17 protein-coding genes are annotated in these 15,807 nt (G+C 60.2%); 6 read left to right on the top strand and 11 right to left on the bottom strand.

The genetic code is table 11. The annotated features are described in order from the left end of the window. Positions 1–3: 3 nt before the first annotated feature. Both atpD and GY33_RS0114060 read left to right on the top strand, forming a co-directional pair. Entirely contained in the window at positions 4–1,410 is a 1,407-nt protein-coding gene (gene atpD, locus GY33_RS0114065; protein WP_031387942.1) for a F0F1 ATP synthase subunit beta, read from the top strand. An 18-nt stretch (positions 1,411–1,428) separates the two neighbouring features. After that, positions 1,429–1,836, top strand: coding sequence for a F0F1 ATP synthase subunit epsilon (locus GY33_RS0114060; RefSeq protein ID WP_031387941.1), 408 nt, complete (start codon positions 1,429–1,431; stop codon positions 1,834–1,836). A gap of 121 nt (positions 1,837–1,957) precedes the next feature. Here GY33_RS0114060 and GY33_RS0114055 read toward each other — a convergent pair whose 3' ends face one another. The 11 genes from GY33_RS0114055 to GY33_RS21095 all read right to left on the bottom strand — a co-directional run bounded on the left by GY33_RS0114055 (position 1,958) and on the right by GY33_RS21095 (position 11,906). After that, the gene (locus tag GY33_RS0114055) at positions 1,958–4,228 is read right to left on the bottom strand and encodes a GspE/PulE family protein (RefSeq protein WP_084185195.1); all 2,271 of its coding nucleotides are present in this window, start codon (positions 4,226–4,228) and stop codon (positions 1,958–1,960) included. A gap of 5 nt (positions 4,229–4,233) precedes the next feature. Further along, positions 4,234–5,640 carry a sigma-54-dependent transcriptional regulator gene (locus tag GY33_RS0114050; protein ID WP_051822652.1) on the bottom strand — a complete coding sequence of 469 codons (1,407 nt, stop codon included), beginning with the start codon at positions 5,638–5,640 and terminating at the stop codon, positions 4,234–4,236. 115 nt (positions 5,641–5,755) lie between these two features. Next, entirely contained in the window at positions 5,756–6,745 is a 990-nt protein-coding gene (gene ilvC / locus GY33_RS0114045; protein WP_031387938.1) for a ketol-acid reductoisomerase, read from the bottom strand. A 135-nt stretch (positions 6,746–6,880) separates the two neighbouring features. Further along, the gene (gene ilvN / locus GY33_RS0114040) at positions 6,881–7,366 is read right to left on the bottom strand and encodes an acetolactate synthase small subunit (RefSeq protein WP_028572765.1); all 486 of its coding nucleotides are present in this window, start codon (positions 7,364–7,366) and stop codon (positions 6,881–6,883) included. A 13-nt stretch (positions 7,367–7,379) separates the two neighbouring features. After that, entirely contained in the window at positions 7,380–9,074 is a 1,695-nt protein-coding gene (gene ilvB / locus GY33_RS0114035) for a biosynthetic-type acetolactate synthase large subunit (RefSeq protein ID WP_031387937.1), read from the bottom strand. Between the two features lie 2 nt (positions 9,075–9,076). Next, entirely contained in the window at positions 9,077–9,307 is a 231-nt protein-coding gene (locus tag GY33_RS0114030) for a DUF465 domain-containing protein (RefSeq protein WP_031387936.1), read from the bottom strand. A gap of 32 nt (positions 9,308–9,339) precedes the next feature. Further along, entirely contained in the window at positions 9,340–9,648 is a 309-nt protein-coding gene (locus tag GY33_RS0114025) for a DUF167 domain-containing protein (RefSeq protein ID WP_035272234.1), read from the bottom strand. Positions 9,649–9,653: 5 nt separating this feature from the next. Next, positions 9,654–9,953 (bottom strand): YggT family protein, encoded by a 300-nt coding sequence (locus tag GY33_RS0114020; protein WP_031387934.1) that lies wholly within the window; start codon positions 9,951–9,953, stop codon positions 9,654–9,656. A 35-nt stretch (positions 9,954–9,988) separates the two neighbouring features. Beyond that, entirely contained in the window at positions 9,989–10,639 is a 651-nt protein-coding gene (locus tag GY33_RS0114015; protein WP_031387933.1) for an HAD family hydrolase, read from the bottom strand. Beyond that, positions 10,639–11,628, bottom strand: a complete 990-nt coding sequence (locus GY33_RS0114010; RefSeq protein ID WP_152555201.1) for a hypothetical protein — start codon at positions 11,626–11,628, stop codon at positions 10,639–10,641. The genes GY33_RS0114015 and GY33_RS0114010 overlap by 1 nt, the downstream gene beginning before the upstream one ends. A 2-nt stretch (positions 11,629–11,630) precedes the next feature. Continuing rightward, positions 11,631–11,906 (bottom strand): hypothetical protein, encoded by a 276-nt coding sequence (locus GY33_RS21095; protein WP_152555200.1) that lies wholly within the window; start codon positions 11,904–11,906, stop codon positions 11,631–11,633. Between the two features lie 336 nt (positions 11,907–12,242). Between GY33_RS21095 and GY33_RS0113995 the strand changes: the two genes are divergently transcribed. From GY33_RS0113995 to GY33_RS0113980, 4 genes are all read left to right on the top strand, one after another. Continuing rightward, positions 12,243–12,449, top strand: a complete 207-nt coding sequence (locus tag GY33_RS0113995) for a twin-arginine translocase TatA/TatE family subunit (RefSeq protein WP_028572756.1) — start codon at positions 12,243–12,245, stop codon at positions 12,447–12,449. A gap of 171 nt (positions 12,450–12,620) precedes the next feature. Next, a complete protein-coding gene (gene rsfS / locus GY33_RS0113990) occupies positions 12,621–13,064 on the top strand; it encodes a ribosome silencing factor (RefSeq protein ID WP_084185183.1) in 444 nt (147 codons plus the stop codon). Beyond that, positions 13,061–13,303, top strand: a complete 243-nt coding sequence (locus GY33_RS0113985; protein ID WP_028572754.1) for a hypothetical protein — start codon at positions 13,061–13,063, stop codon at positions 13,301–13,303. The genes rsfS and GY33_RS0113985 overlap by 4 nt, the downstream gene beginning before the upstream one ends. A gap of 41 nt (positions 13,304–13,344) precedes the next feature. Continuing rightward, the gene (locus GY33_RS0113980) at positions 13,345–15,756 is read left to right on the top strand and encodes a cysteine synthase (RefSeq protein WP_031387928.1); all 2,412 of its coding nucleotides are present in this window, start codon (positions 13,345–13,347) and stop codon (positions 15,754–15,756) included. The last annotated feature ends 51 nt before the right edge of the window (positions 15,757–15,807 follow it).

Genomic DNA, 15,807 nt, shown 5'->3' with positions numbered 1-15,807 from the left:
TAGATGAGTGAACTTATGGAAGGAAAGGTGGCGCAAGTCATTGGGCCAGTCGTGGACGTGGCCTTTCCGGAAGGAAAGTTGCCCAACATTTTAAGTGCGTTGGAAATTTACAACGCCAACAACGAAGATGCTCCCGACCTGGTGGTCGAAGTGGCACAGCACCTTGGAAACAACTTGGTCCGCTGCATCGCCATGGACGCGACTGACGGTCTGGTTCGAGGCAACGTGGCCAAGGCCACCGGCAAGCCGATCATGATTCCCGTGGGTCAGCCTGCTCTTGGCCGGATCATGAACGTGGTCGGTCGTCCAGTGGATGAACTCGGCCCCATTGACTCAACAAAGATGATGCCCATCCACCGTGCGGCACCCAGCTTCACCGAGCAGAGCACCAAGGTTGAACTGCTGGAAACCGGCGTAAAGGTCATTGACTTGCTGATCCCCTTTCCCAAAGGCGGCAAGATTGGCATGTTCGGCGGCGCCGGCGTGGGCAAGACCGTTATCTTGATGGAGATGATCAACAACATCGCCAAGCAGCACGGCGGCATTTCCGTGTTCGCCGGTGTTGGCGAGCGGACACGTGAAGGGAACGACCTGTACCATGAAATGAAGGACGCCGGGGTTATCGAGAAAGCCGTGTTGATCTACGGCCAGATGAACGAGCCTCCAGGAGCCCGGGCCCGCGTCGCCCTGACTGCTTTGGCTTCTGCTGAATACTTCCGCGACGAGGAAGGTCAGGACGTGCTCCTCTTCGTGGACAACATCTTCCGGTTTACCCAGGCCGGTTCCGAGGTTTCCGCGCTTCTTGGCCGGATGCCCTCCGCCGTCGGTTACCAGCCGACTCTGGGCACGGACCTTGGAGAACTCCAGGAGCGGATCACCTCCACCACCAAGGGTTCCATCACATCGGTGCAGGCCGTATACGTCCCCGCCGACGACTTGACCGACCCCGCGCCGGCAACCACCTTCGCCCACTTGAACGGAACCATCGTTCTTTCCCGACAGATCGCGGAACTGGGCATTTATCCGGCGGTGGATCCGCTGGACTCCACGTCCAGCATTCTGGACCCGCTGGTTCTGGGCAACGAGCACTACGACACCGCTCGGCAGTTGCAGATGATCCTTCAGAAGTACAAGGATCTGCAGGACATCATCGCCATTCTGGGCATGGACGAACTGTCCGACGAAGACAAGCTCACCGTCTCTCGCGCCCGGAAAATTCAGCGCTTCCTGTCCCAACCTTTCTTCGTCGCCGCGCAGTTCACCGGCAAGGAAGGCCGCTACGTGAAGCTTGAAGACACCATTCGCGGATTCAAGGAAATCATCGAAGGCAAGCACGATGAGATTTCTGAACAGGCCTTCTACATGGTCGGCACCATTGAGGAAGCGTTGGAAAACGCGAAGAACTTCTAAGCCGGAAGGTGGCAGATTATGGCCAAGACCATACACTTGGAAATCGTCACTCCCGACCGGAAGCTCCTTAGCGAGGACGTCGAGTTTGTCGGTGCTCCGGGGTACAACGGCGAGTTCGGCATCCTGCCGGACCACGCACCCTTTCTGTCGGCCCTGGGCGTCGGCAGTCTGCACTACAACAAGGACGGGCGAAAGCACTGGATTTTTCTCTCCGGCGGCTTTGCCGAAGTTTCCTCAAACAAGGTGAGCGTCCTGGCGGAAGTGGCTGAACGGGCCGAGGAGATCGACCTGGAGCGGGCCAGAAAGGCCAAGGAACGGGCCGAAAATCGGCTTGTCGAGCAAAAGGCCCAGATCGACTTTGCCAGATCCCAGGCCGCACTCCATCGCGCCCTGGCCCGGATGAAGACACGCAATCTGGCTGTATAGACTGTTCAGCCAATTCGAACAAAACCGGCGCAAGCCGGAAACGACGAAAGCGGATCACTTGATCCGCTTTCGTTTTTTTCGACGTCCAGCATCGCTGCTTTCAAACCTGTCGACCCTTTGATCACACCGCAATCCTCCGAACCTGATCAAAATCGCTCCAGCCCCGCAGAACTTTTTGAATCCCGTCCTGCATCAGGGTGCGCATGCCCTGAGCCATGGCCTGACGGCGCAGTTCCGCCGCTCCGGCCTTGCCTGCCAGCAATGCGCGGATTTCCGGAGTACCCACCAGAAGCTCATGGATTCCCATGCGTCCTTTGTATCCGGAATTTCCACACACGGAGCAGCCCGCCGCCCGATGCAAGGTTGGCGGATCGTCGGTCAAGCCCAACTCTTGGGCATACTCCTCGCCGTAGTGATGGACCATCGCCTGCAGCTCCTCGGAAGAGGGCGTGTAGGGAACCTTGCACTTTTCGCAGAGCGTACGCAGCAATCGTTGCGCGAGAACGCTCAACAGGGCGTCGGAAAAGCTAATGGGATCGATGCCCAGGTCCAGTAGTCGGACCAGGGTTTCCGGCGCTGAATTGGTGTGCAGGGTTGAGAAGACCAGGTGACCGGTGAGCGACGCCTCTACCCCGGCTTGGGCCGTTTCCGGGTCCCGCATTTCGCCGATCATGATCACGTCCGGATCGGCTCGCAGGAACGAACGCAGCGCCGAAGCAAAGGTCACGCCGATTTTGGGCTGGACCTGAAGTTGTTGCAAACCCGGTTGGGTGATCTCCACAGGATCTTCGGCGGTCCAGATCTTCCGGTCCGGCTTGTTGATATGTCCAAGAACCGCATGCAGGGTCGTGGTCTTGCCCGAGCCGGTGGGGCCGACCACCAGAAAAATGCCGTGAGGCCGTGAAGTCAGCTCCAGGGTTTGATCCATGTTCCATGAAGACAGGGCCAGTCTCTCCAAAGGCAAGGCCTGGCTCGCGGCCAAGAGCCGCAATACGGCGCTTTCTCCGTTCACCGTGGGCATGGTCACCACACGCAGTTCCAGAGGCGTTCGGGCCAGGCGGACGAGACATTTTCCGTCCTGTGGCTTACGCCGCTCTGAGATATCCAGCCCGGACATGACCTTGATCCGGGCGATGACCGCCCGTATATGGCTGGCCGGTATCCGCAGGGCGGGACGGCACAAACCGTCCACGCGAAAACGGACCATGGCCGGAGCGGCACCCTTCTCCGGCTCGATATGGATGTCCGAGGCATTCTGACGATGGGCTTCCAAAATCAGTTTGTTGACCAACTGGATCACCGTGGCCGTGTTTTCACTCAGTCCGTCGTCCGCCTGTTCAGCCAATTCGTAGGTTCCTCCTTCCTCCTCCAGCCGGACGACGAGGTCAGAAATGTCCGCCTCGTCCTTATCCTGGAGATCCTGTCCAAGATAACGGTGAATGTCTCCGGGCAGCCCAATACGGAAGACATACCGTTCAGCCCGGACAATCTTTTGGATTTCAGTAATTCGCTGCATGTCCGACGGATTGTCGATGAGAATCACGACCTCGTCCGCGCTTCCGGACAGGGGAATCCAGTTCTGATTACGCAGATAGTCAACGGAAACATGCCGTACCAGATCCAGGGACGGGGTCAGGTTCGGATCATGGGCGTGAAAGGGCACTTGGTAGAACCGCTCCATGGAATGCCCAACTTCATCGGACCGCAGCCCGGCCTCATTGATCAGCAGCGTGCAGACATCCACGCCTTCTTCAACAGCACGGCGGCAAAACTGTTCGAGCCGATCACTGGATATGCGATTCTTCAAGACCAGATGCTCGAAGGGGCCGTTGGTTCCCTGGAACTCCGAGGAAAATTTCTGCCCCAAAATGGTCGCCAGCTTCGAGGCGTTGCGCAGATCGACTTCTGTGAAGGACGCTCCGGCAGTGCAATTCAAGAGCTGGACTACGCCCAGTCCGACGCCCCTATGGATGATGGGAACCACCACCATGGATCGGCTCCGGAAACCAGTGCGCTGATCAAAGGCCATGTTGAAGCGCAGCGCGGGATGAATCCGATGCAGATCCTCGGTGTCGTAGACGTCCTTGATCAGCAAAGAGACTTGGTTCAAGGCCACATATCCGGCAATGGAAGTGGGTGAGAGCGGGACGCGGATTTCCTTGATCTCGTCGCCGCTCTTGAATTTGGAGACGATCACCTGTTCGGCGCGCAGACGCTGGTAGACGGTCAAGCGCTCAGCACGCAGGAGCTGGAGCAAAGAGCCTTCGATGTCCGGCAGCAGATCATGGAAACGGTCCGCCAGGTAGATCCTTTCCACCACGGAGTTGAACAACGCCTGAGCGTCGCAAGCGGGTGTCGGTCGCGGGGGCGTTGGAGAGGAGGAGCTGTCCATTTGGGTCACCGTGACGTCAGTCCATGTTTGTGCAGCTTGTACTGCAGCGTTCTGCGGCTGACGCCCAAAGCTTGGGCCGCCTTGCCCCGGTGGCCGCCGTGGGCTTCCAGGGCGTCCAGCAAGACCTGACGCTCAGCTGCGTCGAAGGAAGGCTCGTCGGCGTTTTTCGCCGAACGATTCCGCTCGGGGCTGGTCTCCCGGATATGATCCGGCAACAAATCCGGCGTCAGCATGTCCGAGCGGGCCAGGATCAAGGCCCGTTCCAGCGCGTTCTCCAGTTCACGGACATTTCCGGGCCACCGGTAGGCCGTAAGGGTCTCCAGAAATCCAGGCCCCACGTCCCGAAAGGGTTTGCGGTTTTTCAGGGACAATTTGCGCAACAGATGGCGCGTCAGCAGAGGCAGGTCATCGAGCCGGTCCCGAAGCGGAGGCAGTTTGATCTCCAGGACATTCAACCGGAAGTATAAGTCCTCGCGGAACGCCCCGGAGGACACCAGCCTGGGCAGATCCTGATGGGTCGCGGCAATGATGCGCACGTCAACCTGGACGGTCTGGGTCCCCCCAAGCGGCTCCACGGTGCGCTCCTGAAGCGCCCGCAGCAACTTCGCCTGAAGAGGCGGAGGCATATCCCCTATTTCGTCCAGAAACAGGGTCCCCTTTTCGGCCAGTTGAAACCGACCGGGCTTGTTGTTCACCGCCCCGGTAAAAGCCCCTTTGACGTAGCCGAACAGTTCACTTTCCAGAAGTTCCCCGGGCAAGGCCGCGCAGTTGATTTCCACCAACGGGCCGGAATGACGCAGGCTGGACGCATGGATCGCCTTGACCACCAACTCCTTGCCGGTGCCGGATTCACCCAGCACCAGGACCGTGGCCTCGGTGGGCCCGACCTGATGAATCAACTCCACGACCCGCCGCATGGCCGGGCTCTGGCCCACCAGTTTAGGATTTCCGTCCTCTTCTCCCAAGGCTCGGCGCAAGTCCTGATTTTCCCGAACCAATCCCAGATAATCCCGGGCCTTGAGCAAAACGGCCTTCAGTTCTTCGTTGTCCGCGGGCTTGGTCAGGTAGTCGAAGGCTCCCAGCTTCATGGCCTGCACGGCGGAACCGACGCTGCCGAAGGCCGTAAGCATGATCACGGGCAGTTGCGGGTGCAGGGACTTGATCTCCTGCAGAATGGATATCCCATCCCGGTCCGGAAGGCGGATGTCCAGAAGAACGGCGTCAAGGTTCACCGTCTCCCGGCAGACCACAAGGCCCTCGCCGCCGTCCGCGGCCTCCAGCACCGTCCAGCCCACGTCCTCCAGCACGGCGCGGACCATCAGCCGATGGCCGGGTTCGTCATCAATGACCAGGACCGTGGGGCTGGATTGGAACGTGTGGGGTTTATGGGAGATGTGGGACGCATGGGACATGGTGTGTTACCTAAAAGGGACGCGATAAAAAAAGTCCCGCCTTCGAACCAGGACGAAGGCGGGACGGATGAATGGATGATTAACGGCGGAAGCCGCTTACGCTGTGCGCAATGGGCTACTTTTGCAGCCAGGCCATCATGCCCCGCAGTCGCTCGCCGACTTCCTCAATGGGATGCTCCTCCACCTGGCGGCGCAGCGCGTAGAAGGCGGGACGACCGGCTTGGTTCTCCAGGATCCATTCCCTGGCAAATTGACCTTGCTGGATCTCCTCCAAAACCCGCTTCATTTCCTGCTTGACCCGTCCGTCCACCAAACGCGGACCTCGGGTCAGGTCGCCGTATTCAGCGGTATCGCTGATGGAGTGGTGCATCTTCTTGAACCCACCCTCGTACAGCAGGTCCACGATCAGCTTCAGTTCGTGCATGCATTCAAAATAGGCCACCTCTGGCTGGTACCCGGCTTCGATCAATGTTTCGTAACCGGCCCGGATCAAGGCGCTCACCCCGCCGCAGAGCACGGCCTGTTCGCCGAAAAGGTCGGTCTCGGTTTCTTCCTGGAAGGTGGTCTGCAAGACCCCGGAACGAGTCGAGCCGATGCCCCGGGCATAGGCCAGGGCCGTGGCCAATGCCTGGCCCGTGGCGTCCTGATGCACGGCCACAAGGGCCGGCACGCCGCCGCCGCGCTCATACTCCCGGCGCACCAAGTGTCCCGGGCCCTTGGGGGCGACCATGACCACGTCCACGTCCTTGGGGGGCAGGATCTGGTTGAAGTGGATATTGAACCCATGGGCGAAAACCAGAGTCTTGCCAGCCGTAAGATTCGGCAGAACTTCCTCCTGATAGACCTTGGGCTGATACTGGTCCTGGACCAGGATCTGGATCACGTCGGCGGTCTTGGCCGCGTCCGCGGCGCTCATGGGTTCGAAGCCGTGCTCCTTGGCCAAACGCCAGTTCTCTCCGCCGGGCCGCTGCCCGATGACCACGTTGCATCCCGAATCCCGCAGATTCTGGGCATGGGCATGGCCCTGGCTGCCATATCCGATGATGGCAACGGTTTTGCCGACCAAAGGCTCCAATGGGGCGTCCTGTTCGTAATATACGCGCATTCCTTCTCCTTTCCTGTTCATAATACGTACCTGTGTTCCGCGACAACAAGGCCAATCATCGAAGCGACGGCCTTGAATTCGCGAATGATCTGAGCCGATTCTCAATGGTATCTTGCCGAAAAATTTTATAAAAAATCAGTCCACCTGCATACTGCGGCGCATGGCCACGGTGCCGGTGCGGGCGAACTCCTTGATGCCGAATCGCTGCAACAGGCTGACGATGGCCCGAATTTTGCCTTGGTCTCCGGTGATTTCCAGGGTCAGGTCGTTGCCGCTGACGTCCACGACCTTGCACCGGAAGATGTCCGCGATGCGCAGCACCTCGGCCCGGCGTTCATCCTCGGCGTTGACCTTGATCAGCACCATTTCCCGTTCCACGGACTGCAAGTGAGTCAAATCCACGACCTTGACCACGGTCACCAGCTTGCGCAGCTGCTTGGTGATCTGCTCAATGATCTGTTCTTCGCCGGAGGTGGTGATGGTCATCAGGGACAGACCGTCCTCCAGCGTCGGACCGACATTCAAGGTCTCGATGTTGAAGCCGCGGCCGCTGAACAAACCGACCACCCGGGACAGCACTCCGGGTTCATTTTCCACAAGTACGGACAGCACATGACGCATGGGAGGCCCTCCTTTACACCAGCAGCATGTCGGTCAGCGCGGCGCCGGCCGGAACCATGGGATAAACGTTTTCCTCGGGTTCCACGACCACGTCCACAATGGCCGGCCCGGGGATCGCGAAGGCTTCCTTGAGCACCCGTTCCACATCCGCGGCCTTGGTCACCCGGAACCCGGCCGCGCCGTAGGCCTCGGCCAGTTTCACGAAGTCCGGATTGAGATGCATGCAGGTGGCGCAGTAATTCTTGGCGTAGAACAGTTCCTGCCATTGTCGGACCATCCCCAGATAGCCGTTGTTCAAAATCACGATCTTCACCGGGATGTTGTAGCTCACCGCGGTGGCCATTTCCTGGATGTTCATCTGAATGGACCCGTCGCCGGCGATGTCGATCACCAGCTTGTCCGGAAAGGCCACCTGAGCGCCGATGGCCGCGGGAAAACCGTAGCCCATGGTCCCCAATCCGCCGGAGGTCAGAAAGGTTCGAGGACGGTGAAACTTGGAAAATTGGGCCGCCCACATCTGGTTCTGTCCCACTTCCGTGGTGATGATCGCCTCGCCCTTGGTCAGTTCGTAGATCTTTTCCACCACGAATTGCGGCTTGATCGGTTCTTCGCTGAACGTGTAACGCAAGGGATGGTCGCGTTGCCATTCGCCTACCTGCTCCAGCCAGGACTGGTGGGCATCGCTCCAGTCCGGCAGGTCCGGGCAGATTTCCAGTTCCTCGCGAATTCCGCGCAGGGCTTGGCGGCAATCGGCCACGATGGGCACGTCCACGTTGACGTTCTTGCGAATGGAGGTGGGGTCCACGTCGATATGCACCACTTGGGCCGACGGGGCGAAGGAACTGATTTTTCCGGTCACCCGGTCGTCGAAGCGCGCCCCCACTGCCAAAAGCAGGTCCGTGTGACCCACGGCCATGTTCGCGGCATAGGTTCCGTGCATGCCCAGCATGCCCAGCCAAAGAGGGTCGTCGCCGGGAAACGCGCCCAGGCCCATCAACGTGGAAGTCACCGGGATGCGCAGGGTCCGACACAGCCAGGTCAGTTCTTCGGCGGCATCCGAGGAAATCACCCCGCCGCCGGAATAAACCAGGGGTCGCCGGCTTTGCCGCAGCAGTTCCGTGACCTTGCGCACCTGACGGCGGTTGGGCGCGAGATTGGGATTATAGCTGCGCATGGAAATGGCTTCCGGATATTCGAAAACGGTCTTGGCCTGGAGCACGTCCTTGGGCAGATCCACCAGCACCGGTCCGGGCCTCCCGGTGCGGGCCAAATAGAAAGCCTGCTTGATGATCCAGGCCAGGTCCTTCACGTCCTTGACCAGATAGTTGTGCTTCACGCACGGTCTTGAGATGCCGACGATGTCCACTTCCTGGAAGGCGTCGTTGCCGATCAAGGGCGTGGGGACCTGGCCGGTAATGATCACGACGGGGATGGAGTCCATGTAGGCGGTGGCGATGCCGGTGACCGTATTGGTCGCGCCCGGACCACTGGTGACCAGGCAAACCCCGACCCGGCCAGTGGCCCTGGCGTACCCGTCCGCGGCATGAATGGCCCCCTGTTCGTGGCGGACCAGAAAATGCCGCAAAGCGGGGTATTCCGGCAGGTGGTGGTAGATATCGATGACCGCGCCGCCTGGAAACCCGAAGATCGACTCCACGCCTTCCTGGAGCAGACACTCCAGAAGGACTTGCGCCCCCGTCCGTTCCATGATTACGCCTCCGATTTTCGATGCTTGTCCAGGATGGCCTGGATTTTTGTCTTGCCGGCCAATTTTGTCTTCTTCAAAAGCTTCAGTTCGGCGTCCTCCGACGGTGAAAGATAGGGCTTGCCCTCGAACCTGGCCAGCTGTTTCTCATATTCCTGGTGATCGTTCCACAGTTCGGCAAGCTCCGGGTTTTCCGGCACCAGTCGGGTAATGAGTTCCATTTCATGCTGTTCCATGGGCATTACTCCTTGGTTGTTCGTACATGTTGCTACATGCCCGCGGGAGCCAAGCGCTCCCAGTCGGGTTCCTGTTCCGCGACAATGCGCAACGTTTTTTTCCTGCCGGTGGTCCCGGCGACCAACGCCACCTGATTCCGACGCAGCCCCAACTGTCCGGCGACATACGCGGTCAGGGCAGTATTGGCCTTGTTGTCCACCGCCGGAGCGGCGATCCGCAGCTTCAGCCGCCCGTCGACAATCCCGGACACCTGATCCCGCTTAGCTCCGGGTTGCACCCATATGGGCAGCAACCATCCGTGCCCGTCGCCGCGAAGAATCCTGTCCACGACTTTGCTCACGGCGGCTAGAATCCAGCGGCGAATTGATACAGGGACTGTACCAGAAAAATTTGCAAAAACTTGATCCCCAACAGCACAGCGATGGGTGAGAGGTCCAGTCCGCCGACCATGACGAACGGTATCACGCTCCTGATCTTGTGAAAGACCGGCTCGGTGAGCGAGCGCAGGGCGCGGACGATTGGATTGTAAGGATCGGGGTTGATCCAAGACATCAGGGCGGAAATGATCACGATCCAGAAATAGACGGTAAGGACCGAGTTCAGGACGAACGCCACCGCGAAGATAAAGTTGGCCGTGAGACCCATTCAACCTCCTTGAAATTCTGGCTTGTTTAATTGACTCAACCGCGTTTGAGTAGCCACCGGCTGAGCGTGTCGAAGTTCTGAATCAGGACGTCGCCGCGCAATCGTTCGTTCTTGTAGGCCCAAAATCGGACTCTGGCCGAAGCGGCGGTCTGTTCATCCACCGCGGAGTCGCCGATAAAGGCGATTTCCGAGCGACGCAACCCCCACTTGCCGAGAATCTTGTTCAGTCCCTCCGGGTGCGGCTTGGGAAAGGTCACCGTTGCCGCCGTCTCCACGGGATGGAAGAAGCTGGACAAGTGGTAATGGTCCAAAATCGCCCCCATGGTGTCGGTTCGGTTGGTGCAGATGGCCAAACGCAACCCCTTAGAGCGGGCCGTCCGCAGAAACCGCTCCAGACCTGGCTCCAACTGGAGATAAGGCATCAGGTCCGTGTACCGGATCTTCTTTTTGACGGCTTCCAGTTCGTTCCAGCGGTCGGCGGGAATGATCCGACGCAGGGACTCGTGCACCGAATGGCTGTGCACGAACGACGCCTCCTCTGAATTCATGGCCGGAAGCCCCACTCCGCGGCGCAACGAGTTGTAGAACACCGTATTGGCCTGAAAGGAGTCCAGGATCACGCCGTCGCAATCCAGAACGATGCCCTTGAGCCGAGGGTCGGCGACTTGGCTTGGACCGGTCCTCATTACAGATTTGCTCCTGAGTTTACTCCTGGGCTTGCCCCTGAACGACCTTGGGTTCTGGAGACATCGGGGCCAAGACAGATCAAAAAATGTTCCCGCTCCAGCCACGGTTTATCCGTCGGACAGCGCGTCGCACCGACCAGCTTCCAGCCGGGCGCGTGAACGGTCCTGGCCACCTCGGCCTGAACGCCGGCGAGCAAACCTTCAAGATCGCCCGACTCGTTCACGAGAAAGTCGGCGAGGGAGCAATCCGGCTCGTCGGCCAGGGTTTCGATGATCTCCCGATGCGACGTCATCAGCAGCGTCCCTTGCGGAACGAAAAAGAGCATGGCCTCCAGCACCAGCCGCCAAGACGGGATTGACTCCCGATCTCCGGGAACCAACGCGAAGCGCTCTCCGGAAAGATCTTCGAGATCGCCCGTGTCGTCCACGCCCAACGCCGCGTCCAACTCCCGCCATCCGGCCTGAACATGCTGGTCCAGACTCCGAAGCTCCAACGCCTGCTCCTCCAACTGCCAAGCCAGCAGCAAAAGCTGCTGACAACGCACAGCGGGATCGTCTCGACGCCGCGCTCCACCGGTCAATTCGGACTGAATGGAAAGGGCCGATCCGGCATAAAAATCATTGCCGGCCAGGGAGTTGACGTTCAGCGCGCCTCGGCTTCCGCCGTGCTCCCGGGCGAACGCGGCTGACTCGCGCAGAAAAGCCGCGGCCATGGCCTCGGAAAGCGGTGGGTCAGCCGGACGCCATCCGCCCGGAGTACTTGCCGGAAGACTCGCCGGAAGACTCGTTGGGCCGACGCCGGGATCGAAAAAACGCACCTCAGCCGGGAGCGCAGCCGGTTCCATCTCTGGATGGAGCCACGGAACGGCGAGCATCAATGGCTGAATGGTCTCATGGGGCTGATCGGGTCGCGTCGGCGAAGCGGCGAAGCCGGGGGCGTGGTCGAGAGTTTCAAGAGGTTCGGGCGAACCCTCTTGGATGTGGGGCATGTTCAAACGGACTCCGGTTGTTCGGACGATCTGGCGGGACGCGTCGCGTAACTCGGACACGAACCGTTGCAAAGCGGCATTTCCCGCATACATAAATGTCCATGCAAAAAGATGCAATCCAAATCCGCGCTGGTCCCCGCCGGTCGGTGCGCGTGACAAAGCAGGCCCGGTTGGAGCCGGTGGGCCACGACCTCGGCGAGCAGCCCGTCGGCGTCCGCCATGGACAAGGCCAAATGGTCGGCCTGCTCCACGACCAGGTCATGGGCGTCTTCCCACATTGAAACCACCCGGCATTGCATCCGGTCGGAACCTAGCGGATGCCAGGCCCAGGCCTTGAGGCAGCGGTTCCGGACGGAGAAGCGGCACGACCGAGCAGGAAAGTGAAGAATCTTGGGGGATGCGGGCAACATGACGGATCAGATGCAAGCCAAGCCCAAACCCGAGTCAGACGCATGCCAAGCACATGCCTGGCGCGAGCTGGCATTTTTGCAAGCAAAGAGTTCAAATTACCACAACGCGCTCGGATGTCCAAGCATGTTTTTCCCGGTCGGAATCATTGACCTCCCGAGCAAGGCGGAGTAGGGGTCATCCATGTTTCTCAAGGAGGAAATCGCATGTTTGGAATAGGCATGACAGAACTCATAGTGGTGCTGGTGATCATCCTGATCATCTTTGGAGCCAACAAGCTCCCGGAAATCGGCTCCGGCATGGGTCGGGCCATCAAGAATTTCAAAAAGGCGACCACCGAGCCCGAAGAAATCGAGGTCTCGGCGAAGCAAAAGGAGACGACGGAATCCAAGGAAACCGCGAAAGAATCCTAAAGAGTTTCTCCCAAGAGTTGCCATTGACTCCGACCGATCACCCTGAAATCAATACTTTCGGGCAATCCTCCTCAGAAGTCGGAGGGTTGCCCGTTTTTTTTCGCGAATCCCCGACAACCGACTCGCCTCCTCAACACCACGCGAACCCGCAACACTCCAAAAGCCGCACCCATGAAGACACGCCCCACGACAAAAGAGCAAACCCTGACAGCGACACCTCGCGAGACGCCCGGCGCCCTGAGCGAAGATACACAAAGCAAGGCCCTGGCCGTTGCCGGGTGGTTGGAAGAAAAAAAGGCCCGGGACGTTTCCGTCCTGGACGTCACCCCGTTTTCCGCCGTGGCCGACGTGATGGTCATCTGCTCAGCGCATGGCGCCCGACACGCCCAAGCCCTGGCGGACTGGCTTCTGGAGCGTTATGCCGAGAAGGGCATCGGCTATCTGGGCATGGAAGGCTACACCGAAGGACGATGGATTCTCGTGGACGGCAACGACGTTCTGGTGCACATCTTCCAGGAAGACAGCCGGGAATTTTACAGCCTGGACGGTCTCTGGTCCCGGGCCCGTTCCCTGCTCGACGCCCCGAACCCTGAACCGCCCGCGGACAAGCCATGAACGCCAGACAAAAAGCTCTGTTGCCGGTCAAGCCGGCGCGCATGGAAATAATTTATCTCTATCCGTGCCCGTTTTGCGGACGCGAACTGCCCCTGTCCTCCCCCACCCAGGCGTCCCTGGCGCAATGCGACGTCTGCAAGAATCAATTTCCCATCGTTCCGGTGGACGAACGGATGACTCGCTTCCTGAAACTGGTCAACGCTGACGGCAAAGCCGCCATTGATCAGGACTACCTGTAACGGACCACTGCAAACGACTCCGTCCGTCTTGGGACATCGCCATGATTCACGACCATGTTCTCTCGCTCATCGGCAAGACGCCGCTGGTGGCCTTGCGCAAGCTGAACCCCTTTCCCGGAGTCCAAATCGCCGCCAAGATCGAAGAGTTCAATCCCGGCGGCTCCATCAAGGACCGGGTGGCCCTGGCCATGATCGAACAGGCCGAGGCATCCGGGCTTCTGACCCCGGACAAGGTGATCATCGAAGCCACCTCCGGGAATACCGGTATCGGCTTGGCCATGGTCTGCGCGGTCAAGGGGTACAAGCTGATGCTGCTCATGCCCGAGTCAGCCTCGGAGGAACGCAGACGGATCATGCTGGCCTACGGGGCGACCATCCACCTCACGCCGGGCCATCTGAGCACGGACGGGGCCATCGAAGAAGCCTACCGGCTGCACCGCGAGGAGCCGGAACGCTACGTGCTCATGGACCAGTTCAACAATCCGGCCAGCATCGCGGCCCACTACCGGACCACGGCCCAGGAAATCTGGGACCAGACCGAAGGTCGGGCGACCCACGTGGTGGCCACCCTGGGTACGTCTGGGACCGTGATGGGTTTGACAAAACGGCTGAAGGAACTCAACCCGGATATCACGGTCGTGGCCGTGGAGCCCTATGCCGGGCACAAGATCCAGGGCCTGAAAAACATGCAGGAGTCCTATCCGCCGGGCATCTACGACAAGCACGCTCCAGACCGGATTCTAAACGTGGAGGACGAGACCGCCTTTGACCTCTGCCGCAAGCTGGCCAATCAGGAAGGAATTTTCGCGGGCATGAGTTCCGGGGCCGCGCTCAGCGGAGCACTCCAACTGGCCCGCGAATTGGACCAGCAAGCCGCGAAGCATCCGTCGGGGCCGCCCCCCCTGGTAGTGGTCATCTTCCCGGACGGCGGCATCCGCTACCTGAGTACCCCGCTTTTCGCCCCGCCCCAGGAGCAGGGCGTTCAGGTCCGGGATTTGCGCCGACGCGAGTTGACGGCGTTACGGCCCGGCAAGTCCGCCATGCGCCTGTTCACCCCCGGCCCCAGCCTGGACGACATCACCGGATTCGGAGCATGGCGCCGCATCGTTTTGCTGGACGTGGCGGCCAGGTATCTCAATCAGAAGGACGCCAAAGCCAGTGACCGGGCTGAAGTGCTGGTGGGCGTGGCCGATCTGGACGACCGGGCCGTGGCCGCTGCCCGGGCCGGAGGCATGAGCCTGGAGGTGTCCGGAAAGCAAGCCCTTTCCACGATTCGGGAGCTTGCCTCGCGCCTGGGCGTTTCCTCCCAGGTCCGTTTCGTCTCCGCGGGCCAGTGCGCCCCGGAACTGCTCCAGGCCTGTCGCAAACTGCTCAGCAAGGGTCTCGGGTACGAGAAGCTGCGCTCGGTCTACTTCGACGTGCGCCGGGACAAGCACTACGGGGACCTGCTCGGGGTGGACCCGGAAAAATTGCGCTCCGGCTCCACCGTGGACCTGGACGGCTACGTCAAGGACAATCCCCGGGACTTCACCCTGCTCAAGCGCACCTCCCTGGCGGATCTCAAGGACGGCTTCTTCCTCCAGACCGAGTGGGGCAACGTCCGTCCCAGTTGGTACCTGCAGATGGCTGGTGTGGTGATGCACGGCCAGTCCCAGGGCCAGTCCCAGGGCCAGTCCCAGGAACTGACCCTGGTCCTCGGAGACGACGACCATCGTTTTCCGCACCTGGAAAACCTTTGCTCCATCTGGCGCGCAGTAAGCAACACCCAGCCCCAGGCCTGGATCACGGCCCAGTCCGCCACCTGCGCCGATACGGAGACCTCTTGTTCTCTGTCCTCCCTTCCGGTCACGGACATCCCTCCGCTCGCCCTGCGCTTCTGGCTGCTCTCCGGCTCCTACCATACTGCGTTGCAATGTTCCGCTGAAAGCCTGGAAATGTGGCTCAAAAACTGGAGACGCATTCAGCAGACCCTGGCAAGGCTGCACACCCTCGCCCCGGATGCCGAGCCGAAGAAGCCCGCGACGAACATCGGCCAGAATATCGGTCAGAATATCGGCCCAAATATCGGCCAGTCCCTGTTCAACGTCAAACAGGCTCTCACGGACTGCCTGGAAAACGACCTCAATCTACCCGCCTTTTGGCCTGCCCTGTTCCAATGCACCAGGGAAATCAACGCCGCGATCAACCAGAACCGCCTCTCCACCCAGGAAGCCGCGGCCTGCGTCGATCTCTTCCGGTACCTGGACGCCGTTCTGGGCCTAGTGGATTGGACCGAAGTTCCCCTCCGCCCATCCGACCTACCGGACCACGTCCGAGACCTCTGCGCCCGACGCGAAACCGCCCGAGGCGACAAGGACTTCGCCACAGCCGACGCCCTGCGCCAAAAAATCGAAGCCGCGGGCTTCCGCATCCAGGACACCTCGGATCGGACGCTGATCTTCTCCGCCTCCTGACAGCTTTCTGGTCTTTTTTCGACGACCACCCTTTCAGGGCCTCAACCCGCC

This window comes from Desulfonatronum thiodismutans, assembly GCF_000717475.1.
Lineage (GTDB): Bacteria > Desulfobacterota > Desulfovibrionia > Desulfovibrionales > Desulfonatronaceae > Desulfonatronum > Desulfonatronum thiodismutans.
The sequence above is the reverse complement of the archived record's forward strand: the minus strand, read 5'-3'. Positions and strand labels throughout refer to the sequence as shown.

Bases quoted from the DNA above. Each gene is read 5' to 3' on its own strand.
- GY33_RS0114060 (WP_031387941.1), top strand. From the start codon at position 1,429: ATGGCCAAGACCATACACTTGGAAATCGTCACTCCCGACCGGAAGCTC.
- GY33_RS0114010 (WP_152555201.1), bottom strand. From the start codon at position 11,628: ATGCCCCACATCCAAGAGGGTTCGCCCGAACCTCTTGAAACTCTCGAC.
- GY33_RS0113980 (WP_031387928.1), top strand. From the start codon at position 13,345: ATGATTCACGACCATGTTCTCTCGCTCATCGGCAAGACGCCGCTGGTG.
- ilvB (WP_031387937.1), bottom strand. From the start codon at position 9,074: ATGGAACGGACGGGGGCGCAAGTCCTTCTGGAGTGTCTGCTCCAGGAA.
- GY33_RS0113985 (WP_028572754.1), top strand. From the start codon at position 13,061: ATGAACGCCAGACAAAAAGCTCTGTTGCCGGTCAAGCCGGCGCGCATG.
- ilvN (WP_028572765.1), bottom strand. From the start codon at position 7,366: ATGCGTCATGTGCTGTCCGTACTTGTGGAAAATGAACCCGGAGTGCTG.
- atpD (WP_031387942.1), top strand. From the start codon at position 4: ATGAGTGAACTTATGGAAGGAAAGGTGGCGCAAGTCATTGGGCCAGTC.
- GY33_RS0114050 (WP_051822652.1), bottom strand. From the start codon at position 5,640: ATGTCCCATGCGTCCCACATCTCCCATAAACCCCACACGTTCCAATCC.
- GY33_RS0114055 (WP_084185195.1), bottom strand. From the start codon at position 4,228: ATGGACAGCTCCTCCTCTCCAACGCCCCCGCGACCGACACCCGCTTGC.
- GY33_RS0114015 (WP_031387933.1), bottom strand. From the start codon at position 10,639: ATGAGGACCGGTCCAAGCCAAGTCGCCGACCCTCGGCTCAAGGGCATC.
- GY33_RS0113995 (WP_028572756.1), top strand. From the start codon at position 12,243: ATGTTTGGAATAGGCATGACAGAACTCATAGTGGTGCTGGTGATCATC.
- GY33_RS0114020 (WP_031387934.1), bottom strand. From the start codon at position 9,953: ATGGGTCTCACGGCCAACTTTATCTTCGCGGTGGCGTTCGTCCTGAAC.
- GY33_RS21095 (WP_152555200.1), bottom strand. From the start codon at position 11,906: ATGTGGGAAGACGCCCATGACCTGGTCGTGGAGCAGGCCGACCATTTG.
- ilvC (WP_031387938.1), bottom strand. From the start codon at position 6,745: ATGCGCGTATATTACGAACAGGACGCCCCATTGGAGCCTTTGGTCGGC.
- rsfS (WP_084185183.1), top strand. From the start codon at position 12,621: ATGAAGACACGCCCCACGACAAAAGAGCAAACCCTGACAGCGACACCT.
- GY33_RS0114030 (WP_031387936.1), bottom strand. From the start codon at position 9,307: ATGGAACAGCATGAAATGGAACTCATTACCCGACTGGTGCCGGAAAAC.